Below are 22,667 nucleotides of genomic sequence, written 5' to 3' on the forward strand. Positions count from 1 at the left end.
TTAATTACAAGAAGGAACGTTTTCTATTTTATTGGCTAAAGGCACGGTAAAATAGAAAGTAGTTCCTTCATTTTTTTTACTCTCAACCCAAATTTTACCCTTATTAAAGGTCACAAACTCGTGGCACATAATAAGCCCGAGGCCCGTACCTTTTTCGTTGGCTGTACCTAATGTGGTGTGGCCACTACCAAATATTTGGTTTGCATCTTTTTGATCCATACCTATCCCTGTATCTTTAATAGCTATAGTTATTTCTTTGTCAGCAGTTTCTGCACTTATTTCAACGCTGTCATTATCTCGCGAAAATTTTATGGCATTTGCTAATAAGTTTCTTACAATGAGTTTAATCATGTCGGGGTCAGCATAAGCGCAAACTGTACAGGTAGCCTTGTTAATTATGCTTATATTTTTAAGGCTTGCCTGTGTATTAAAAAGAGCAATATTTTCTTCTATAACTGTTTCTATGTTAAATGCTTGCGGATGAATAGATAGGCCATCCATTTGATTTTTTGCCCAATTGAGTAAATTATCCAAAAATATAAAAGTGTGATCTACGGTTAGCGATACATCATTAAAATATTGCTGCAAGTCGTCAGCAGATATGTAGCCTGACTTATTCAGGTCCATTAAGTTTTTAAGCGTACTTAACGGGCTTCTAAAATCATGTGATATTACGGAGTATAGTTTGTTTTTAACTGCATTTAGTTTTTCCAATTCTTCATTTTGCAAACTAATCACTTCCATTTGCGTGGTAAGTTCTTCGTTTAAACTGTGCAGTTCGCTATTAATTTCTAAGATCTCGTTCTTTTGCTTTTTTAAAAGTTCGTTCGTTAATTTTTTATGACTATTAGATCGGCGAAGTACAATAATTTGCCGGGTGGTAAGCAGTATGATTACCATGCTTAAGGCGAACACAATACCATAAAATTTAATTTTTAGCTTGTTTTTTGATATTTGAGTTGTGTTTAATAGGTTTTGCTTGTGAAGTATAATATTGTCGGCCTGGGTTTTCTCTAATGATGATAACGCTATAATTTTCAATTTATCTTCATTATACATTGAATCACGATAACTTAAAAATTCAGTTTGGTACTTATAAGCCTTTGAACTATCGCCCATGGCTGCGTAAACTGTAGATAGTGTTTTTAAAGCGTCGGCTATTTTACTCTGCGATTTTATCTCACGCGCAATAACCATACTTTTTATGGAATAAATTTTTGCAAGCGCTAATTTGTTTTGCTGGAGATAGTTATCAGCATATTGCTCATATACCTGAGCCAAAAACTCATTATCATCAATTTTTTTAGATAGGGTAAACGCTTGGTTTAAATACTTATCGGCTTGGTCATAACTTTTTGTGGCAGTTTTTATGGCTGCTATGTCTGCAAACAAATTTGCTATACCTGTTTGTTCACCTAATTTTTTCCGGATGGCTAAGCTGTGCTCTAAGTATGGTAATGATCGTTCATAATTACCCATCTTAAAGTAACAGGCCCCAATGCTATTCAGCATAAAGCCTTGACCACTAATATCATTACTTTGCTGATAATTTTTTAATGCAGTATTAAAGTAATTCAGCGCAAGTTGATAAGATTTCTTTGTCTGATAAATTTCTCCTAAATTGTTGAGGCACAAGTTAATACCATGGTTGTATTTGTTGTGTTCAAATAGTGGGAGAGCCTTTAAATAGTAATTGGCTGCCTGAACATCGTCACCCAGGCGCCTGTAAACTTCTCCTATGTTAATGTAGGCATCCGCAATACCTATCTCATAATTTATATCAGCCGATTCTTTTAGTGATATCTTAAAGTAATGGAGAGCACTATCATAATGGCTGCGTATACCCCAGGATATTCCTATCAAAATATCCGCATCAGCTACTTTTTTAAAGTTTTGAAGTTCTGCAGCTTTAAATTTAAGTTCATTAGCATATTTAAAGGTTAGCTTTGGGTCTAAAGACATGTAGGCCGAACTTAAATCAGATAAAATAGACAACTGAGAGGTGTCTGGTTTTGATTTCTTTAAATCTGCCAGTAACTCCTTAATTGTTTTTTGCTGAGCAAAAAGCGTGGTTGATGTAATACAAATAAGTATGGTTAATATGCTTTTAAAACAAAACATTTTTAGTTTATAATTTGCACACATCATCTAAAGGTTTACAGCAGAACAAGCTATCAAAAACGCTAATGGCTGTCTACGTAGTAAAATGATAAATGTTGAACAAATAATAACAATATTTAATATGACTTGATAAATATCATTATGGTAACCATGCACTTAAGTAAAACGGTTGACTTTCTAAGCAAATCGCAGTAACTAATTATCCATCAATTAACTAATTTAGTATTCTACTTAAATTTTACCAATGCCACTCATTCTTCCTGTAAACGATAAATCTCCTGCCTGGGGTAATAGCTGCTTTATTGCTCCCAATTGTACCATTGTGGGCGATGTTACTATGGGCAATAATTGTTCGGTATGGTTTAATGCAGTGATCAGGGGGGATGTAAACAGCATTACCATTGGCCATCATACCAATATACAGGATGGGGTATGCGTGCATGCTACTTATTTAAAGGCATCTACTACCATTGGTAACTATGTATCAATAGGTCATAATGCTATTGTACATGGCTGTATATTAGATGATTATGTACTAATTGGTATGGGAGCCATTGTGATGGATGATGCGGTGGTACAAACAAATGTAATTATCGCCGCGGGGTCAGTAGTATTGGAGAGAACGGTGTGTGAGAGTGGTTATTTATACGCAGGTACGCCTGCCAAAAAAATAAAACCTTTAACCGAGGAGCAGCTTGCGCTACTGCAAAAGCTGCCCCATAATTATAATTTGTATGCCAGTTGGTTTACGGTGTAGATTCTTCTTTTGGAATAACCAATGCTTCTTCCATTTCCCAGTTGGGGCGCAATGTGAATTCTTTGTCATTGTACCAAAGTTTTTCGGCGTAAGATTTAGTTCTTACATTTCCACTATCGGCTTTACGGTTCTTGTTATTATCGTAAGTAACGCGCACCATGTATTTACCAGTAAAAAAGTTTTTATAAACAATAGATGAGTTTTTAGAAATAACATCAGTTTGCAATACAACTTTTTTAGTGTCTAACACCTCAACGATATAGAATTTACTGGTGTCGGGCACAGTAACTTTGAGCGTAAGCGTACCATAGTTTTCCGGCTTATCTATCAGGAAACGCTTGTTACTCTCCTTATTTTTGTCTCCATAAATATCAGTCAAAGCTTCATCTGCAAAAGATAGTTCATACCGGGTAGCTTGTTTCCAGCGATGCTTTAATATGAGTTTTCTGGAACTATTTGGATCTTTGGTAATAGCCAGATTATTAACCGGCACAGAGTCTTCAAGGAGCTTAATTTTGCTTATATCATAAGTTTCTAAGGGAAAATTGGCAGTCATGATTAAGTCACTCCCAGGCCTTAATTTATTATCTATATTGATATTGTATGCTACGCTCAGGTTACGTTTAAAGCTCTCGTTGCGGCCCTTTCTTAAAGTAATAGTATCTACAAATTTACCGTCATCGTTAATTTGCAGTTTCAACTCATCAAAATCCATTTTACGGAAAAATATTGTAGAGGAGTCGCGGGTCTTGCTAAACTCTACGATTTTCTGAGTATCGAAATCAGCAGGAGAGTTCACTTTGATAGAAGGATTCATCAAAGGCTTGTTAAAAATCAAAGAAACCTTTCCATCGTTATCAAACCTCTTAGAGCTTACTCTGAATTTGTCTGGTACTTGTTTAAACAAGTTTAGTTCAATGCCGGTTACATCGCTTTTAACATTGATTGTGTTTTTCAGGAAAGCGATAAGTTCTACATCACTGTTATAAATTTTATCGGGCGATGTTTCCTTCAAGGCATATATGGTGTACTCACCTTCATGTAAGTTATTCAAGGCAAAATTACCAGACGAATCTGTAGTTGTATATATCGCAGGTTTCTTTTTACCAAAGAATGCTGTGTCTCTACTGGCCGGGAAAATCATTACCGTAGCTTCTTTCTCCGGCAATGCAGTTAGGGTATTGTTCACCTTGCCGGTAATACTTAAAGAATCTATTTGATCGCCTGTAGAAAAAACGTAGGTAAAGTTCTTCAATATGTTCGATTCATTGACATCGGCTAATGCTTTACCGAAGTTGAATACGTAGGTCGTATTTTTAGCAAGGGTATCGTTTAGTTTTATAACTAAGCTTCGCCCTTTTGTAATATACTCCGGTGCTTTTTCAAAAGCAGGGCTTACACTTATTTCGGTATAGGGACTGCTTAATTTAAAGTACTCATCAAAATCGAGCTGAATTTGCTTGGCCGCAAACCTTCGCGTTTTATTAGCCGGTAAGGCTTTCAAAAGTTTCGGCGGAGTGCGGTCGCGCGGGCCACCCTGTGGTCTTTGTATGCTTGCGCAGCCCCAAAGCATAAAAGCCGAAAAAAGGGCAATAATTGATAAAGTAAAAAAGGACCTTAAATTTAAAAGCATTTTAAAGCGATATAAGCGATTTTAGATGTTTTTTGAGCTATGATATTAAAATTTAAAAATAATGGCTTTAACATATATTTATTAAAGCCATTATTTCAGTGAAAACGATAAAATTGATCCAATATTTCCTACCTGGAGATGTGAACCATGAGCACCGAGATATCTGAGGGCGATACACCGGAGATCCGTGAGGCTTGCCCCAGCGTTCTTGGTTTAATGCGCATCAATTTTTCGCGGGCTTCTTTAGAAAGAGATTGCAATTGATGATAATTAAATTCGGGATTAATTTCTTTATCCTCCATTTTTCTCATCCGCTCTACGATCTCTAATTCCTTATCAAAATAACTCTCGTATTTGATTTTTATTTCAGCCTGCTCAACGGTTTCTTTATCATACGTAGAAAGCAATACTTCTAACGAGGCATCGGCCTTGCGCAGATCATCGAAGGCTACTTGAGGACGACCAAGTAGCGCAAACATTTTTACGTTTTGATTCAAAGTACTCGTGCCTAATTCTTCAAGCAGCGGATTTAATTTTGCTGCATCAACAGATTTGGTACGGGTATAAGAAACAATATCATCAGAGTTTTTTACCTTCTGTTTCACCTTATCTAAACGTTCATCACTAATCAAACCTAACTCATGTCCAATAGGAGAGAGGCGGATATCCGCATTATCCTGACGTAACAACAAGCGGTGCTCGGCTCTTGAGGTAAACATGCGGTATGGCTCTTCGGTACCTTTGGTTACCAAATCGTCTATCAACACACCAATGTAAGACTCCGAACGCTTCATGATCAACTCATGCAAATCGTGTACTTTTTGATGTGCATTGATACCTGCAATTAGACCCTGTGATGCCGCTTCTTCGTAACCGGTAGTGCCGTTTATTTGACCTGCCAAAAAGAGATTAGCAATCTTTTTTGTTTCCAAGGTCAAATCTAATTGGGTAGGAGGGAAGTAATCGTACTCAATAGCATAACCCGGACGGAACATTTTAGCTTTTTCAAAACCCGGTATTTGGGTTAATGCGCGGTACTGCACATCCTCAGGTAATGAGGTAGAGAAACCATTGACATAAATTTCAACGGTGTTGAATCCTTCAGGTTCTACAAATATCTGGTGCCTGTCGCGCTCTGCAAAACGGTTAATCTTATCTTCAATAGATGGGCAATAACGTGGGCCTAAACCTTTAATTCGCCCGGTAAACATAGGCGATTTTTCGAAGCCTTCTTTTAAAGTTTCGTGTACATTGTTGTTAGTATAGGTGATCCAGCAGCAACGTTTTTCGGTTGGGCGCTCTACGTCAGTGAAAGAAAAACGGCCCGGATTTTCATCGCCCCACTGTTCTTCCATTACGCTGTAATTTAAGCTTCGTCCATCTATACGAGGAGGAGTTCCTGTTTTCATACGGCCGGCTTCAAAGCCTAACTCAACCAGTTGCTCGGTTAAGCCCGTAGCCGATTTTTCGCCCGTACGGCCACCGCCAAAACGCTTTTCGCCTATGTGAATTATACCGTTTAAAAAGGTACCATTGGTTAACACTACAGCGTTACACTCTATCTCCACTCCAAGCGTTGTACGCACTCCACATACTGTATCATTCTTTACAATAAGTGACGTAACAGTGTCTTGCCACATGTCTAAATTTTCGGTACGCTCCAAGGCTAAACGCCATTCTTCGGCAAAGCGCATACGGTCATTTTGGGCACGGGGGCTCCACATAGCGGGGCCTTTTGATAGGTTGAGCATGCGAAATTGGATAGTGGTTTTATCGGCTATAATACCAGAGTAACCACCCAACGCATCCACCTCACGCACTATCTGTCCTTTGGCTACACCACCCATCGCAGGGTTGCAACTCATCTGTGCTATGGTGCCCATATTCATGGTTATGAGCAAAACCGACGAACCTAAATTAGCGGCAGCAGCAGCGGCTTCACAACCTGCATGGCCAGCTCCGGCTACTATTACATCGTATTTTTTAAACATCTAATCCTCCAGTGTTCCACGTGGAACATTTACAAAACTACAACTCATTACTGCCTGTTCCACGTGGAACTTTGAATAATGATAATAAGGCTACAAACGCCCATATGCTCTCTAATATTACGAAGGGCCAAAAGCTAATTAAGTATGATGAGTACCCGCATAAGCCTGCACCTATAAAATTCATCAAACCATACGCCTTGCTTTCGGGCGATATTTTCTTGAACAGATTAAGCATAAAACCTATCAATAAAATGATCACACCAACCGATGCTATGATATCTGATACCTTCATTTTAGCTTTCTTTTAGTTCGGTTAACTCTAACCAACGCATCGTTTTTTGGTCTAAATCTGCATTGAGTTTTTCAATGTCTTTAGACATATCCATAGCCTGCTGATGATCCGTAAGCGTATTCAACTTCTCTGTTAATGCAGCAATTTTAGTTTCAATAGTGCTCACTTCTGCTTCTGTAGTTTCCAGTTCTTTTTGTTCCTTGTAAGAAAGCTTGTTCTTTTTAGGAGTGGCAGCTACAGGTGCAGGAGCCGGCGCAGGTTTGTTTTTTAGCGCTTGTTTAGCTTCTTCCTGCTCTAAACGGTACGACGAATAATTGCCATTATACAAGTCTACTTTACCAGTTCCTTCTACTACAAAAAGTTGGTCGGTTAGCTTATCTAACAAATACCTATCGTGCGATACCATTAACAAAATGCCGGTATAACCGGTTAAAAATTCTTCCAATACGTTCAGGGTATCAATATCCAGATCGTTCGTCGGCTCATCCAATATCAAGAAGTTTGGATTCTTCATTAAGATGTTAAGCAGGTATAAGCGTTTCTTTTCGCCACCACTCAATAATGAAATAAAGCCAAACTGACGGGCAGGAGGGAAGAGGAACAGCGTTAATAATTGCGAAGCCGAAATGGTTTTACCATCGGCCATGGTAATAAATTCGGCTACGTTTTTCACAACATCTATTACCCGCTCATCATCCTTAAAGTTCATGCCGGCCTGGTTAAAATAACCAACAACGGTGGTTTCACCTTTTTCAATGTGGCCACTATCGGGTTGTAATATCCCAGTGAACATATTAAGTAAGGTAGATTTACCAGCTCCGTTTTTACCCGCAATACCTACACGGTCACCCTTCTTAAATACATAGCTAAAGTCGTCTATCACCTTACGGTCTCTAAACGTTTTAGTGATGTGGTAAACTTCCATAATCTTACCGCCTTGGCGAGCCGTCTTTGTGCTTAACTCAACTTTTCCGTTAGGATTATGGTTCTTTGTTTTATCTTCCAGTTCGTAATAGGCATCTATACGTGCCTTTGATTTGGTACCACGAGCCTGGGGTTGACGGCGCATCCATTCCAACTCCTTTTTCAAAAGGTTAGAGTTCTTTTGGAATTGCAGTTCGTTAGTAGATTCTCGCTCGGCTTTCTTTTCCAGGTAGTACTGGTAGTTGCCATTGTAATTAAAAATTTTGCCACGTTCAATTTCAATGATCTCGTTACACACATTATCTAAAAAGTACCTATCGTGCGTAACCATCAGTATGGTCTTATTACCCTCGGTCATTAATTTCTCTAACCACTCAATGGTGTCAATATCCAGGTGATTGGTAGGCTCGTCCAGTACATAAACATCCGGGTCTTCAATTAATAATTTGGCTAATGCTAGACGTTTTTTCTGTCCACCCGAGAGCGTATCTATCCGCTGATCTAAATGATGGATATCTAACCGGCCTAAAATGTTTTTAATTTGGTATTCATATTCCCAGGCATTAACTGCGCTAAGCTCTTCGGTAATTTGTTCTATCGCTTTTTCATTATCAGGATCGTTCTCCAGTAACTGCTCATATTTTAAGATGAGCTGTTGCTGTACGTTATCTTTATGAAAAATATAATCGCTAATAGTATGGCCTTTTTCAAAAAGCGGGTCTTGCTCCAGGTAACCCGGGCGTAAATCGCGGGCGGTAACTACTTTGCCTTCGGTAGGGTTTATTTTGCCGGATAATAATTTTAATAATGTTGATTTACCGGCACCGTTAACTCCAACTAAAGCAACCCGCCTGCCGCGGTTAATGCCTAAAGTTAAATTACGGAATAACCAGTGGTCATGAAAAGAATGACCTAAATTTTCTGCTGATAAATAAGTGCTCACGCTAATTGTTTTATATGATCTGAAGGATGTACAAACACACCCTCTTCTTGATTTAATGATTGTTTGTACATGGCTCTGGCCACCGTAGCAGCAGCAATGCTCTGATACTTTTTTAATCCACCAATTAAAAGCGGATCAATTATTTTCATAACACCTGTTGCAATACGTTCGGTTAAACGGTGCTCCTTACGGTTGCCGGTTAAAAGCGATGGCTGATAGATATGTAACGACCTAATATCAACTGCTTGTATATCCCGCTCTGTTTCGCCTTTCATTTTTGTGTAAAAGTTAGACGAGGTGCTGTTAGCACCAATGGCCGATACCAAGTGGTAATGCGGCATCTTATTCTTCAACGCAATTTGTGCAAGCTTAACCGGATAGTCGTGATCTATCTTGCGGTAAACATTCAAGTCAGGCGTCTTACTTTTGGTGGAACCTAAGCAGCAAAACAGCGCATGACCGTTAATGGCACTTTGATGTTGTTCCAGTTCGTCAAAACTAACCTGTAATTGCACCAGCTTTTTATGTTGGATAGGTAAGTGCTTACGCACTAAAATCAGCACTTCATCGTAGGTGCTTTCCTGCAATAGTATGTGAAGCAGTTCGTTGCCCACCAATCCACTTGCGCCTGCTATAACTGCTTTATATCCCATAAGTTAATTATTTGCAAAGGTACTAAACTTATTGGTGAAGGGGTAGCTGCTTATAATGGCATAGTGTATTTTTCGCGCTTATAAAAACTCTATTAACATTAAACAAAATCGGAGTATGCATGTTTATACGCTAAGTTCATCACCAATTAACAGCGTTGCTTATGTGTAAGTAGCCGGCGTTCTGCAAGTGCTTGCTGTATCTCTGATCCTGAACCCATATAACATTATACTAAAAGTTAACAGCAATTACTTAGCTACGTAAATATTATGGCAGAACAAATTATGAATTCGGGCTGGCGAAGATGGATGGAAAGCGTAGGCGACCAAACCGTGTTTTTAACCAGCTTTTTTCGCAATGTGTTTTCTGGTGGATTTGAATGGTCGGAGTTTGTGCGCCAGAGTTATGAAATTGGCTACAAATCGCTCACATTGGTAAGCATTACCTCTTTTATAATGGGTTTGGTGCTTATACTTCAGTTAAGGCCCACACTGGTTGATTTTGGTGCAGCAAGTATGCTGCCGCAAACGTTGGCTGTTTCTATTATACGGGAGATGGGCCCTATTATTACTGCTATTATTTGTGCCGGCAAAATTGCTTCAAGCATAGGAGCCGAACTGGGCAGCATGAAGGTGACCGAGCAAATTGATGCCATGGAGGTGTCGGGTGCTAACCCTGTACAATACCTGGTTGTTACCCGTATATTGGCCACCACCTTAATGATTCCGTTGCTTACCATGATAGGCGATGTTATTTCTCTATTCGGCGGTTATTTCGCCCTCAACTTTACAGATGATGTAAGCTTTACGCTGTATTTTACCAAGTGTTTTGCATCGCTCGATTTTACCGACTATTTACCGGCACTGGTAAAAACTGTATTCTTTGGTTTTGCTATTGGCTTTGTAGGTTGCTATAAAGGCTTTAACTCTAACAAAGGGACCGAAAGTGTTGGTTTAGCCGCTAACTCGGCAGTTGTAACTGCTTCATTATGGGTTTTCTTTATAGATATGCTTGCTGTTCAAATTACTAACCTGTTATTTTATTAATATGGACGAGGTAAACCAGCATAAAGAAGGTGCCGAACAGCCCTCTGCCAAAACAGATGAGGTAATGGTTAAAATTGAGCACCTAAGAAAGTGCTTTGGCAGTAAAGAAGTATTAAAGGATATTAATTTAACCTTACACAAAGGCGAGAACCTCATTGTGTTGGGGCGATCGGGACAGGGTAAATCAGTTACTATACAATGTATTGTAGGGCTTTTAACACCCGATAAAGGCTCGGTTAAAGTGTTTGGGCAAGAAGTAGCAGAACTTAGCAATGATGAGCTAAAAGAATTGCGCACCAGGGTGGGTTTCTTATTTCAAAGCGGAGCCCTGTACGACTCCATGACCGTAAAGGAAAACCTGGAGTTTGCACTTACCCGTGTTTTGAAAATAAAAGATCAGCAGGAACTTGACCAGCGGGTAAAAGAGGTACTGGAAGGCATTGGTTTACCCGAAGCAATTGATAAAATGCCATCAGATCTGTCGGGCGGGATGCGTAAAAGGGTAGGGCTGGCGCGTACATTGATTGTAAAGCCCGAAATTATGCTTTATGATGAGCCTACTACCGGCTTAGATCCTATCACCTCAAGAGAAATAAGCGAGCTGATATTGAAAATGCAGAAGAAATACAAAACCTCTTCTATCATTATTACCCATGATATGGAATGCGCACGCATTACAGGAGACCGGGTATTAATTATGAACGACGGTGAGTACATAGCACAAGGAACTTTTGAGGAACTGCAGCACTCAGAAGACGAATTTGTAAAATCATTCTTTTTAGATACGTTATGAAAACAACATCAGGACAAAAAATAAAAATAGGCGTATTTGTTTTAGTGGGATTGGTAGTCATATTTTTAGGTATATTCTTAATTGGCAGCCAAAAAAGCATGTTCAATTCTACGTTTAGCGTACATGGCGTTTTTAAGAACGTTAACGGCCTTATGGTTGGTAATAATGTAAGGTTTGCCGGTATTAACGTTGGTGTGGTAGAGGGCATCAATATTGTGTCTGACAGCTCGGTGCGTGTAGACCTTACGTTGAACGAGAACGTCAGAAAGTTTATAAAAAAGGATGCCAAAGTAAGCATAGGCAGCGATGGCTTAATGGGCGATAAACTGGTGGTCATAAGTTCGGGCGGCTCTACCAGTCGTGAAGAGGTGGAGGGTGGTGATAAACTAACTGCCGTAAACCCACTGGATGTAGATAAAATAATTAATAAACTGACCAAGGTAGCAGATAATGCCGAAGAGCTTACCAGTAATTTAACAGCTATAGTGCGCGATATTAACCATGGGAAAGGTTCGTTGGGTAAATTGTTGAAGAATGATAAGATTGCCAATGATCTGGCTACCACGGTATCCTCAGCTAAAACAACCATTGGTAACGCCAATAAAACAACCGTAACCCTGAACGAAGATCTCAAGGCAGCGCAAAGCAATTTCCTACTGAGAGGTTTTTTTAAGGGCAAAGAGAAAGCTAAACAAAAGAAAATAGATTCGGCCCGTAAGGCGCAGGAGAAGATCAAGGAAGATCAGGAAAAGCTTAAGAAGGCACAGGATAAAGCAGCTAAAAAAGCAAAAGAAGACGCTGAGAAACAGTAATATAAAGTAATAGAAAAAGGGCGCTGCACATTATCTGCAGCACCCTTTTTAAGTATAATGTCTTAATTATAATTTACTGGTGATCTCCGGAGATAATGGGGTAACGGCCGAACGGTAACGGTGTATTAATTTACCATTTTCATCGATCAGAAATTTCTCAAAGTTCCATTTAATTTCGCCTGTAAAATCAGGGTTTTCCTGGGTGGTTAAATACTGGAAGATAGGGGCAATGTCTAAACCTTTAACACTAACTTTCTCGCTTAGTGGAAAAGTTACGCCAAAGTTTTTAGAGCAAAACTCTTTGATCTCAGTATTTGAGCCCGGCTCCTGTCCGTTAAAGTTATTAGCCGGAAAGCCTACTACCACAACCTTATCTTTATACTGATCGGCCAGCTTTTGTAATTCGGCATATTGCTTGGTATAACCGCATTTTGAGGCCGTGTTTACAATTAGCAATTTTTTGCCTTTGTATTTAGACAGATTAAAGTTTTTACCGTCAATATCCTTTACTTTAAAATCATAAACTGTACTGGGTGTAGTAAACAGCAGTGTTAACATGAGCGCTAATATTTTCATAATTAAATGTTTTTAAATGATTACGAAGTAAAGGTAGCTAATGGTTTACTAATCAGAAACTTTTTATAGCCAGGTATTCATTTTCCTTTTGGGTCATCAGCTTTTTATCAGCAGGTTTCTTGTCTTTATAGCCAAGCAGATGCAATGCACCATGAATTATAACCCGGTGCAGTTCGGTATCGGCATCAACATTAAATTTTTGCGCGTTCTCCTGCGTGCGGTCTACCGAAATAAAAATATCGCCGGTTATGAAGCCCGGCTTTTCCGAATTATCGAAAGTTACAATATCGGTATAGGTATCGTGGTTAAGGTATTGCTGGTTAATTTGCAGCAAATAAGCATCGGAGCATAAAATATAATTAAGCTCACTAAGGCGATAGCCTTCGGCGGTAATAGTGTCTTTGATCCAGCGCTTAAGCTGTAGTTTGTTTTTGAGTTTGTAGCCGGTATCTTCGGTAAAAAAATGAATAGCTGCCATTTAAAATTTAAAGTGCAATTCTACCTCATTGCCACGGGTATTAAAAATACACTGGTCGGCCAGGTGCTTTAAAATAAAAACGCCGCGGCCTGTCAGTTTTTCCAGGTTTTCTTCTGCAGTAGGGTCGGGGAGTTGGTTATAATCAAATCCTTCGCCTTCGTCGGTTATTGTCCAGATAGAACGTTTAGGATCAACATCCGCATTAACAATTACCTTTTTGTTAGCATCAAGCTTATTGCCATGCACAATAGCGTTTATTGCAGCCTCGTTAAGGCAGGTCATCATATTGGCAAAAGTATCATCGCTTATCTTAAACTTGTCAGCAATATCTTCAATCAAGTTCTCAAGCAAGGTAATGCTCTCATACGTTGACGGAAGTTGCAGTGTATACAGTTCCCCTGTTGAAACACTGTTGGGTTGGATATTATTTTGCATTAAGTTGGTCAAAGTAACGTTTAATTTTTTGTTTATAGTATAAATTGAGAGCAGATGGTACTGTATGTATCTGTTCAACCTGCTTTGCCTTTAACTGCTCAAAATTTTGCAAAGCTTTAATATACCCCGGCGGCTTGTTTTTCCCTGCCTGGCTCTCCCGCTGCTTATCCTGTTCCCGTTCCTGCTCTGCTTTCTCTGCCTCCAATAACCGGGTTTGTATTTGCTGCTGTCTCTTTAACGATTCCTCCGTGATTTTCTTGTTTACGAGATCAGTCTCGGTTTGTTCCATTTCTTTAGATATTTTATCGAGATTACCCAACTTACCGGTGCCATCTTTGTTTTGCTGGCGGCTTAATTGCTGCAATTGTTGCCGTATAGCCTGCTGTTGGCGGGCCATCCGGGCCATTTGCTCACTTATACTATTACCCTGGCCGCTTTGCTCGCCTCCCGGCTTTTTAGCACTTTGGCCCTGGTTGCCCTGCTGCATCTGCTCACGCATTTTTTGCATGTTTTTATTCAGTTGCTGCTGCATCTGGCTTAACTGCGATACCGATTGCTGCTGTTTTTTTCCACCTTTACCGCTGCCTTTATTCATGGCATCCTGCAAATGGTCTAAAGCCTCGTTCAACATTAACGCCAGATTATTCATAGAGGTCATGGCGTATTGCTGGTTGCGGTTAGCCTCGGGAGTGCGGCGGTCGCCCAGGTTTTCAAGCGCCTTATCAATATGATCGTTAATGCTGGCTACTTCCTGGTTTACGGTAGCCTGTATTTGCGGAATGCGGCGGCTGAGCGCATACAGGGTATCTTCTGCTGTTTTTAAATTATCCTTAATATCCTTCTGCTTTTGCGCGGTTGCCACATAAGCCGGATCATTGCCACTCATTCCCCTAAATGCCTGCATCACTTTTTCCTGCTCAAATGAACTGGTTACCAGTACCTTCAGTAACTCTCGTAACTGTTGCGCATTTACCATGTTCTCCTCCTGCTCGCCCTCCTGTTCATCTTGCTGCATTTTTTGTGCCATTTGTTGCATGGCTTTGGCCGCCTGATCTTGCGCTTGTGAGGCCTTTGCTCTATCGTTCTTTTGCAACTGCTGGCTGCTGTTCTCCATTTGCTGTTCTACAGCCTGGGTTTCTTTTTCTTGCTTGGTAAAATTGTTTTTTTGCTCTAATTGCTGGTTGGTTTTATCCAACTCCTGCATTGTTTTTTTTACCTCCTGAAAGTCCTGCTTTAGTTGTTGCTGCTCTTTTTGCAATTGCAGTTTATCTGCACCGGGCTGCTTGGTTTGTTCGGCCAGTTTTTGCTGCTGCTGGGCCAGTTTATTAAGCTGATTAATATTCTGATTTAATTTTTGTTCGAAATCTAATTGCTTGTATAATTCGAGCATACGGTCAAGTTCCTTTTTTAAGGACTTGTTATCGTTCTGCATTTTAGACAGTTCGTTTTGTGCTCCATCTTTTTGCTGTTTTTCGAGCATTTCCTGAAGTTTTTTGAGCATTTCCTGGGTTTTTTCGTCAAGAACTTGGTTAAACAGATTTTCCATTTCTTTCTGTTTTTCCTGTAACTCGGGCGTTTGAGGCTGGTTTTCCTTGCGCTCAAACTGGTCCTTTTTGTTTTGGGCCTGCACCTCTTTAACTAATTCGTTTAACTCTGCTTTTTTGCGCAGCAGGTCTTCTACCTGTTTCTTTTCTTCGAAGCTTAAGTTATTCTTGTTCAACAACAACTGGTTAAGCTTTTGGGCATCGCGTTCCACCTGTGCAGCCAGCTTTATGGCCGATAGCATTTTTTGTTTTACGGCCTGAGTGTTGGCATTAAGCTGCTCGTTTAATTCTTTTTCGGTTGGCATTTGTAGTGTACGCTCGGCAGACCTAACCCTTTTAGGCCCCGTTACGGCGTCATTATCAGCTACTTCGAAGTAATAGCTTACTTGGTCGCCCGGCTTAATACCCAGATCTTTCAAATCCCAATAATAAAAGAATGAAGCCTGTGTATTAGCAAGATCAGCTTTAACAGCCTTTGTTACAGCTTTAGGACCTGCACCCGATTTGTTGGTGCTGTAATGGAATGTTAACGATGAAAAGCCATGATCATCTTTAACATCGCCGGTAAAATACAGCGCTTTACTGCTTACCGAATCCTGTTTTTCCTGCACGTTAATGGCAGGCATTTCATCGGCAATAATGTTGATATGATAGCTGGCCGCTTCGCCCGGTTGAGTATTACTGGTTAAAGGCAGTAAACTATATAGCGTGTTTTTATATACTTTTTCGCTGTGTGTAAATAAACCGCTTTGTGCCAACGTTAGTTCCTGAGTCCGCTGATCTATAGAGAATTGCAGCTTGCTGGCATTTTGAGTTTGCAATAGCCACTTTACGGTGGTTCCGGCCGGAACGGTTAAGTCTCCGGCATTGTTCAGCTTTTCGGCTGGCTTATGCAGGTAGGTGGGGTAAACCAGTTCAACATCAAAGTGCAGTAACGATGGTTTTAAGTTAACCTTGATCTGATACAAGGGTGAAGTGTAACCATTAGCCGTGAAACGAAACGCCGTATTTTGCTGTAAGTTAGTAAACAGATAGTGAAAGCGCGACAGATTTTCCTTATCGAGCTTAAAGATATTGCTGCCGGTTTCGATGTATACATCAGCTGGCAGGTTGTTGCCTTCAATCTTTAGCTCTAACTTTAAATCGTTACCCTGTACGGCAGCTAAAACGGGGTTAAGCACTATAAACTTAAATGGTGCCACCGGGGCAAAATGTTGGTTGTGATGAATAAGCCGTTTAGTGCTTTCAGTTAGAACACCGGGCGCTGCAAAAGCAATAATTAAGATTAATGCAACCGGTACTGCCACCCACTTCAAATAACGTTTATTATGCTTTAAATTAATAGCTGAAGGAAAGCTGACCGGATTTAATGTATCTATCTTTTGATTAATGCTGGCCTCAATTAATTGCCTATGCCGTTCGTTTTGCTGAGCCTGCTTTTTAAGTTGTAATGTGTTTAACAGCTTGTCTCTTACCTCGCCAAAGTGCTGGCCAATAATTTCGGCAGCCTCATCATGCGTTAACGTTTTGCCTAAATTAAAATAAGCAAATAACGATGGAATAACCAGCCATACTAATAAGGTGAAATTAAGCAAGATGAAGCCATAAAACAGCAGCGTACGCAGCAGGGTATTAAAGTTACCAAAGTACTCTAAAAGCGCTATAGTGATGTAGGCAGAAAATAAACCGGCCCCTAAAAAAATAAGACCACGTAATAAATTGTTAAGGTAATACTTTCTAATAAAAGCATTTACCCTGTCAATCAGTACTGTATAATTGTCTGATGCCTGCATTCCTGAACACTAATGTAGCTAATATAATTTAAACGAAAATTTACCAGGTCGAATACTTTCACTCATGAGATTTTTACATGAGAGGAAACTTTAATGATAATTTATTAAATATACAATAATAATTACAACCCAGAGGAGTATGCGTACTTAACTAGTGTGTCAATATTTTAACTTTTAAACCAATTATTTATATTTGCTGCCTAATTTCTAATTATTAAGTAATTAATAAGTCATTAAGCAAAAAGAGATGAAGTCTTAAAAGCTTAATTTCGGGATGTAGCGTAGCCCGGTATCGCGCCAGCATGGGGTGCTGGAGGTCGTAGGTTCAAATCCTGCCATCCCGACCAATTATAGATAGTTAAATAAGATTTGAGCTTATCTTTTTAATACTTTATATAGAAGTATAACCTCTTATTAGACTCTTGTAAGTGCTTTAAGTACAATGCGTTACAGCGTGCATAACTTTCTCAAGAATACAGCGCTTTGCTTTAGTATTTGCTGTTGGGTTAAATACCGTGTTTTAACGGTTGAAGATGGGTGTTTACGACTCAGATCAACGTTATTATCTGTACTAATTTTATATAATTATTTGAGATACAGTAGCAACCAGCTATTAAATAATTAAAGTGAAATGTTACCAATAATTATACTAAAAATTAATTAGGCATATCCCGCCAAATATTAATTCAAAAATTGCCAGTTATACAATCGATTTAGTTTAACGCCTGTGCTTTAAAAGTACAGCAATCTTATCATAATTTATATATGAAAAAAGCTTTTACGCATTTGTTTTTCTATTGTTGTACGATATCTATAATTGTTGCATTGCTGGCTACGGCAACTCATGTAAGCGCCGCAAAACATATAGATAAAACAGCGCGGAGCAGCGTTTACGCTGCCGATCAAACCATTACATTTAATCCGGTAGCACCCCATACTTATGGCGATGCAGATTTCACCGTAACGGCAACTGCTTCTTCTGGCCTGCCTGTAGAATACCGAAGCAGCAATATGGCCATTGCTACCGTTAATACCAACACCGGTCTTGTACACATCATCTCCACCGGAACATTTGCCATTACGGCATCGCAGCCTGGTGATGCTAATTATAATGCAGCCAACCGTGTAAGCCAGCTGGTTACCATTAATAAAGCCGATCTTACCGTTAATGTAAATAGCCAAACCCGCTCTTATGGGGTAAATAATATTGCTTTTACCATAATTTACAGTGGTTTCAAAAACAATGATACTCAAACAAAACTTACGGTAAGGCCTACGGTCAGCACAACTGCTAATGTCCGTTCAGATGTGGGTACTTATCCTATTACTATATCAGCAGCTTCATCAAATTTCTATAATTTTATTTACGACGCAGGTACCGTTACAGTAACACCTGCCCCGCTTACTATAACGGCAGGCAATAAAATCAAAGCTTATGGTGCTGCTAATCCGGCTTTAACACTTACTTATAGCGGCTTTAAAAATAATGAAACAGCTGCGGTATTAACTACACAGGCTACTTTAAGTACACCTGTGGATGTAAATACAGCACCCGGAACCTATGCCATTAGTGTAAGTGGTGCCACAGCAAGCAACTATAGCATTAGCTTTATTGATGGTGTATTCACCGTTAGCCGGGGTACATTAAGAGTAGCCGCAGCCACTAAAACCAAGGTTTACGGTGCGGGTTCGCCGGAATTGACATATACAGTTACCGGTTATGTGTTAGGGCAAACCAGCAGTGTGTTTACCAGTCCGGTTACTATTTCTACAACGGCTACAGCAGCATCGCCGGTAGGGACCTATCCTATTGATGCCACCGGAGGAAGCGCTGATAATTACAACATTATTTACGTACCAGGCGCCTTAAATATCAATAAGGCCCAGCTCAAAATAGCAGCAGCCAGCATGAGTAAACTTTACGGTGAAGCTAATTCGGCACTTACCTACACTTATACAGGATTTGTGTTAAATGACACCGAGGCAGATTTAACGGCACCTCCGGTAATAACTACAACGGCTCAGACCAATTCTCCTGTAGGAAATTATCCCATTACCATTAACGGCGCAAGCTCAAACAATTATACCATTATATATATAGCTGGCAGGTTAACCATTAACAAGGCGCCGCTGCGCATTATAGCCGATGCAAAAACAAAAACCTATAAATCTGCAAATCCGGCGCTTACATATACTTATGATGGTTTTGTTAACAACGATACAGAAAGCAGCCTGACAACCGCGCCGATAATTGCCACTACCGCCACCACCACTTCACTTCCGGGTGTTTATCCTATCACCGTAAAAAGTGCTACCGCTACCAATTACACAATAACCTATGTAAACAGTGCCCTAACCGTTGCTAAAGCAGACTTGATCATCAAAGCTAATGATATTACCAGGTCTTACGGTACTACCATCCCTGCTTTCAGTTTTACTTATACCGGTTTTGTTAATAACGAAACAGAGGCAAATTTACAGCGCAAACCAACAGCCTCTGCCAGTGTAACTGCACGTTCTGAAGCGGGTACATATACCATTACACCATCAGGTGCAGCAAGTCCAAATTATAACATCATATATCAAACCGGTACGCTCACCATTGAGAAGCGTACGTTAACCGTTACTGCAGTTAATAAAACAAAAACCTATGGTGCTGCAAACCCTGCATTTACTTTGACCTATTCGGGCTTAGTTAACGGCGACCGTGCTCCGGCTATTTTAACCGGAACGCCTGATGTAACCACCCAGGCCTCCACGGCTTCACTACCCGGAACTTATGCCATTGAAGTAAGCGGTAACGTAACTGCCGATAATTATGCTATTGTATATGTCAATGGCGAGATTGCTGTACAAAAAGCCATATTGCGTGTTACGGCAGTCAGTAAAAATAAGGCCTACGGTCAGCCCAACCCGGCATTTACTTATACGTATAGTGGCTTTGTGAACGGAGATAATGCTTCAGCCCTTACCAATGAGCCTGAAACACCGGTAACCACCGCCAATGCATCATCGCCGGCTGGCTTTTATCCTATAACTGTAACCGGGGGTACAGCGGATAATTATACTTTCCAGTACATTGCCGGCCGACTTACCATAAACAAGGTTACGCTAACGGCTAACATAAATGCTAAAACAAAGGTATACGGACAGCCAAACCCGGCCTTAACCGCAACGTATACAGGCTTCGTAAATGGTGATGCTCCGGCAAGTATAACTACCGAACCAACATTTACCACGGTTGATGCTAATTCGCCTGTAGGTACTTACGCTATTACTGGAACCGGTGGCGTAGCCAACAATTACACTTTCCGTATTGTAAATTCTACGCTGACTATTACCCGGGCCAGTCTTAACATAACAGTTAATGATGCTACACGAGGCTACGGCGTGGCTAATCCTCCGTTTAGCTTAGCCTACAACGGATTGGTAAACGGTGATGATGCAAGCACCGCTTTTACTACAGCACCAACCATTACAACTTCGGCAACCATCACATCACAGCAAGGTACTTATCCAGTAACAGCATCGGGTGCAGTAAGCAGTAATTACACGCTTACTTACGTGCCAGGCACACTTACTATAACCAAAGCACAACTTTTTGTTAAGGCCGACGACAAAACAAAAACCTATGGCGATGCTAATCCTGCATTAACGTTAAGCTATTCAGGCTTTTTAAATGGCGACAACCAATCGGTTATTACCACGGCCCCGGTAGCCAATGTTAATGCCAATGCGGGTTCGGGTGCAGGTAACTATACCATTACACCATCCGGTGGTAGTACCTTAAATAATAGTTATGATCTCGTATATCAAACAGGTACTTTAACTATTACTAAAGCGCCATTAAATATAGCTGCACAAAACGCATCGCGCGTATACGGCGCAGCAAACCCTGTGTTTGCACCAGTATATACAGGCTTTGTGAACAGTGAAACTTCAGTTGTACTAATTGCTCAGCCGGTGGCAAATACCACGGCAACTACCAATTCTTCTGTGGGTAGTTATCCCGTCAATTTTTCGGGTGCCACTGCTGCTAATTATAACATTAGCTATACGCCGGCAACCTTAACCATAACCCGGGGCACATTAACAATTACTGCAAACAATAAAACTCGCATGTACGGTGCAGCAAATCCTGTGTTCGAATTTACTTACAGCGGCTTCGCAGCGGGCGATAGTCAGGCTAATTTAACTACGGCACCTGCCGCAACTACCCCTGCTACCACAACCAGTGCTGTTGGCAATTACGCCATTATACCTTCGGGGGCGGTTAGTAATAACTATACTATCGTATATAATAACGGAACTCTTACTGTTGATAAAGCACAGTTAACCGTTACTGCCGATAATCAAAGTAAAATATACGGTGCCGTCAATCCATCTTTAACTGTGAGGTACAATGGCTTTGTAAACGGCGAAATGCCTGCTGTATTGAGTACGGCGGCTACAGCTACTACCTCGGCTAACGCAGCAAGTGGGGTGGGCACTTATGCTATTGTGCCCGCGGGTGCGGCGGCGTCAAATTATAACTTTATTTATGCCAATGGGGTGCTCTCTGTTAGTAGAGCACAGCTTAATGTTATTGCCGAAAATAAAACGAAAGTTTACGGCACAACCAACCCGGCGTTGAGCTATACAATAAATGGATTTGTAAATGGCGATAATGCGACCGTTATAACAACACCGCCGGTAGGAACAACCAGCGCAACAACAAATTCGGGGGTTGGTACATATCCTATCAATTTTGCAGGTGCTACTGCTGCCAATTATGCGTTAAGCTATACACCGGCAACCTTAACCGTGACACCGGCCGTATTGACCATTACAGCCAACAATCAAACCAGGACATTTGGTCAGGCTAACCCGGCATTCACGTTAACTTATGTTGGATTTGTAAACGGTGATGGTGCCGCAAATTTAACCACGCAGCCAAGTGCTTCTACCACCGCTACCACGGCATCTCCGGCAGGAACGTATCCTATTGTGCCTGGGGGCGGAGTTTCGGCAAACTATAGCTTTACTTATGTTAATGGTACGCTTACTGTTACATCAACCACCGCTACCATCAACTTTGCCCTGCTACCGGCTAAAACCGTTGGCGATGCCGACTTTGCACCGGGAGCTACCAACAGTGTAAACGAACCCCTGGCGTATACATCAAGCAACCAGGCCGTTGCCACCATTGTAAATGGAAATATACACATCGTGGGTGCAGGCACAACCGTAATTACCGCGGCCTTCCCGGCAGGCAGTAACTACAACCAAAATGCGCCGGTTAGCCAGTTATTTGTAGTGAACAAAGCATCGCAGGTAATTACGTTTAACGCTATACCGGCAATTACCCGCGGCGAGAGCTACACCATACCAGCTGCTACTTCAAGCTCAGGCTTGCCGGTAATTTTGGAGGTGAAAGACGCCACCGTTGCATCGGTACGCGGATTAGTGATTAACGGCTTGCAGGTAGGTACCACAACCATCAGGGCTTTTCAACCGGGCAACGACAATTATAATGCAGCCACTACCGTGGTGCAAACCATACAGGTTATAAACAATGCCGGTAAAGCCGATCTTCAGGTGCACCTCGCCTTGTCGCCCAACGGTGATGGTGAAAATGATGTGTTCGTTATTGAAGGCATCAAAGATCATCCGGATAACCAGGTAACTGTGGTAAACCGTAATGGGGTAAAAATTTATGAGATCAAAGGCTACGATAACACCTCTAAAGTATTTGACGGCCACTCTAACATTACCGGGGCCTTACAGCAACCCGGCACATATTTCTACCTAATTCAATACCATGTAAATGGCGAAGGCAAGCGACTTACCGGAGCCTTTGTAATCAAATATTAATCACAACCTATTACTTAGATACATG

15 protein-coding genes and 1 tRNA gene are annotated in these 22,667 nt (G+C 40.8%); 6 read left to right on the forward strand and 10 right to left on the reverse strand.

All coding sequences use genetic code 11. From position 1 onward, the window contains the following. Positions 1–2,148 (reverse strand): tetratricopeptide repeat-containing sensor histidine kinase, encoded by a 2,148-nt coding sequence (locus tag IEV61_RS10555; protein ID WP_188416417.1) that lies wholly within the window; start codon positions 2,146–2,148, stop codon positions 1–3. Between the two features lie 217 nt (positions 2,149–2,365). On the opposite strand from IEV61_RS10555, the gene IEV61_RS10560 reads away from it, so the two are divergent. After that, the gene (locus IEV61_RS10560; RefSeq protein ID WP_188416418.1) at positions 2,366–2,878 is read left to right on the forward strand and encodes a gamma carbonic anhydrase family protein; all 513 of its coding nucleotides are present in this window, start codon (positions 2,366–2,368) and stop codon (positions 2,876–2,878) included. Here IEV61_RS10560 and IEV61_RS10565 read toward each other — a convergent pair. From IEV61_RS10565 to IEV61_RS10585, 5 genes are all read right to left on the reverse strand, one after another. Further along, complete coding sequence (locus tag IEV61_RS10565) at positions 2,868–4,511, reverse strand: Ig-like domain-containing protein (protein WP_188416420.1); 1,644 nt, start codon at positions 4,509–4,511, stop codon at positions 2,868–2,870. The two genes, IEV61_RS10560 and IEV61_RS10565, sit on opposite strands and share 11 nt — an antisense overlap. 128 nt (positions 4,512–4,639) lie before the next feature. Then, positions 4,640–6,502, reverse strand: coding sequence for a tRNA uridine-5-carboxymethylaminomethyl(34) synthesis enzyme MnmG (gene mnmG / locus IEV61_RS10570; protein WP_188416422.1), 1,863 nt, complete (start codon positions 6,500–6,502; stop codon positions 4,640–4,642). Between the two features lie 37 nt (positions 6,503–6,539). Beyond that, complete coding sequence (locus IEV61_RS10575; RefSeq protein ID WP_229747095.1) at positions 6,540–6,794, reverse strand: CBU_0592 family membrane protein; 255 nt, start codon at positions 6,792–6,794, stop codon at positions 6,540–6,542. A 1-nt stretch (position 6,795) separates the two neighbouring features. Then, positions 6,796–8,661: an ABC-F family ATP-binding cassette domain-containing protein gene (locus IEV61_RS10580; RefSeq protein WP_188416424.1), complete on the reverse strand. Its 1,866-nt coding sequence runs from the start codon at positions 8,659–8,661 to the stop codon at positions 6,796–6,798. Continuing rightward, positions 8,658–9,314 (reverse strand): NAD(P)H-binding protein, encoded by a 657-nt coding sequence (locus IEV61_RS10585; protein ID WP_188416425.1) that lies wholly within the window; start codon positions 9,312–9,314, stop codon positions 8,658–8,660. The genes IEV61_RS10580 and IEV61_RS10585 overlap by 4 nt, the downstream gene beginning before the upstream one ends. 267 nt (positions 9,315–9,581) lie before the next feature. Here IEV61_RS10585 and IEV61_RS10590 point away from each other — a divergent pair, with 267 nt between their 5' ends. Genes IEV61_RS10590 through IEV61_RS10600 form a run of 3 tightly spaced genes read left to right on the forward strand, consistent with a single transcriptional unit; the run spans position 9,582 to position 11,963 of the window. Then, entirely contained in the window at positions 9,582–10,358 is a 777-nt protein-coding gene (locus tag IEV61_RS10590; protein WP_188416427.1) for an MlaE family ABC transporter permease, read from the forward strand. Position 10,359: 1 nt separating this feature from the next. After that, positions 10,360–11,151, forward strand: coding sequence for an ABC transporter ATP-binding protein (locus IEV61_RS10595; RefSeq protein ID WP_188416429.1), 792 nt, complete (start codon positions 10,360–10,362; stop codon positions 11,149–11,151). Then, entirely contained in the window at positions 11,148–11,963 is an 816-nt protein-coding gene (locus IEV61_RS10600; RefSeq protein WP_188416431.1) for an MlaD family protein, read from the forward strand. The genes IEV61_RS10595 and IEV61_RS10600 overlap by 4 nt, the downstream gene beginning before the upstream one ends. A 66-nt stretch (positions 11,964–12,029) precedes the next feature. Here the strand turns inward: IEV61_RS10600 and IEV61_RS10605 are convergent, their stop codons facing one another. Genes IEV61_RS10605 through IEV61_RS10620 form a run of 4 tightly spaced genes read right to left on the reverse strand, consistent with a single transcriptional unit; the run spans position 12,030 to position 16,789 of the window. Next, positions 12,030–12,539 (reverse strand): glutathione peroxidase, encoded by a 510-nt coding sequence (locus tag IEV61_RS10605; protein WP_188416433.1) that lies wholly within the window; start codon positions 12,537–12,539, stop codon positions 12,030–12,032. A gap of 52 nt (positions 12,540–12,591) precedes the next feature. After that, positions 12,592–13,017, reverse strand: a complete 426-nt coding sequence (gene ybeY / locus IEV61_RS10610; RefSeq protein ID WP_188416439.1) for an rRNA maturation RNase YbeY — start codon at positions 13,015–13,017, stop codon at positions 12,592–12,594. Beyond that, positions 13,018–13,452, reverse strand: a complete 435-nt coding sequence (locus IEV61_RS10615) for an ATP-binding protein (protein ID WP_229747096.1) — start codon at positions 13,450–13,452, stop codon at positions 13,018–13,020. It lies immediately after the preceding gene. Beyond that, positions 13,442–16,789: a DUF4175 family protein gene (locus IEV61_RS10620; protein ID WP_188416441.1), complete on the reverse strand. Its 3,348-nt coding sequence runs from the start codon at positions 16,787–16,789 to the stop codon at positions 13,442–13,444. Before IEV61_RS10620 ends, IEV61_RS10615 begins: the two co-directional genes overlap by 11 nt. A 270-nt stretch (positions 16,790–17,059) precedes the next feature. On the opposite strand from IEV61_RS10620, the gene IEV61_RS10625 reads away from it, so the two are divergent. Together IEV61_RS10625 and IEV61_RS10630 are read left to right on the forward strand one after the other, a co-directional pair. Then, a tRNA-Pro gene (locus IEV61_RS10625) sits at positions 17,060–17,136 on the forward strand. A 418-nt stretch (positions 17,137–17,554) separates the two neighbouring features. Next, positions 17,555–22,642, forward strand: a complete 5,088-nt coding sequence (locus IEV61_RS10630) for an MBG domain-containing protein (protein WP_188416443.1) — start codon at positions 17,555–17,557, stop codon at positions 22,640–22,642. The last annotated feature ends 25 nt before the right edge of the window (positions 22,643–22,667 follow it).

The organism is Mucilaginibacter galii (assembly GCF_014635825.1).
Lineage (GTDB): Bacteria > Bacteroidota > Bacteroidia > Sphingobacteriales > Sphingobacteriaceae > Mucilaginibacter > Mucilaginibacter galii.

What these genes read in the sequence shown, in the direction of transcription:
- IEV61_RS10555 (WP_188416417.1), bottom strand. Translation starts at nt 2,148, where the DNA reads ATGATGTGTGCAAATTATAAACTAAAAATGTTTTGTTTTAAAAGCATA.
- IEV61_RS10560 (WP_188416418.1), top strand. Translation starts at nt 2,366, where the DNA reads ATGCCACTCATTCTTCCTGTAAACGATAAATCTCCTGCCTGGGGTAAT.
- IEV61_RS10565 (WP_188416420.1), bottom strand. Translation starts at nt 4,511, where the DNA reads ATGCTTTTAAATTTAAGGTCCTTTTTTACTTTATCAATTATTGCCCTT.
- mnmG (WP_188416422.1), bottom strand. Translation starts at nt 6,502, where the DNA reads ATGTTTAAAAAATACGATGTAATAGTAGCCGGAGCTGGCCATGCAGGT.
- IEV61_RS10575 (WP_229747095.1), bottom strand. Translation starts at nt 6,794, where the DNA reads ATGAAGGTATCAGATATCATAGCATCGGTTGGTGTGATCATTTTATTG.
- IEV61_RS10585 (WP_188416425.1), bottom strand. Translation starts at nt 9,314, where the DNA reads ATGGGATATAAAGCAGTTATAGCAGGCGCAAGTGGATTGGTGGGCAAC.
- IEV61_RS10590 (WP_188416427.1), top strand. Translation starts at nt 9,582, where the DNA reads ATGGCAGAACAAATTATGAATTCGGGCTGGCGAAGATGGATGGAAAGC.
- IEV61_RS10595 (WP_188416429.1), top strand. Translation starts at nt 10,360, where the DNA reads ATGGACGAGGTAAACCAGCATAAAGAAGGTGCCGAACAGCCCTCTGCC.
- IEV61_RS10600 (WP_188416431.1), top strand. Translation starts at nt 11,148, where the DNA reads ATGAAAACAACATCAGGACAAAAAATAAAAATAGGCGTATTTGTTTTA.
- IEV61_RS10605 (WP_188416433.1), bottom strand. Translation starts at nt 12,539, where the DNA reads ATGAAAATATTAGCGCTCATGTTAACACTGCTGTTTACTACACCCAGT.
- ybeY (WP_188416439.1), bottom strand. Translation starts at nt 13,017, where the DNA reads ATGGCAGCTATTCATTTTTTTACCGAAGATACCGGCTACAAACTCAAA.
- IEV61_RS10615 (WP_229747096.1), bottom strand. Translation starts at nt 13,452, where the DNA reads ATGCAAAATAATATCCAACCCAACAGTGTTTCAACAGGGGAACTGTAT.
- IEV61_RS10620 (WP_188416441.1), bottom strand. Translation starts at nt 16,789, where the DNA reads ATGCAGGCATCAGACAATTATACAGTACTGATTGACAGGGTAAATGCT.
- IEV61_RS10630 (WP_188416443.1), top strand. Translation starts at nt 17,555, where the DNA reads ATGAAAAAAGCTTTTACGCATTTGTTTTTCTATTGTTGTACGATATCT.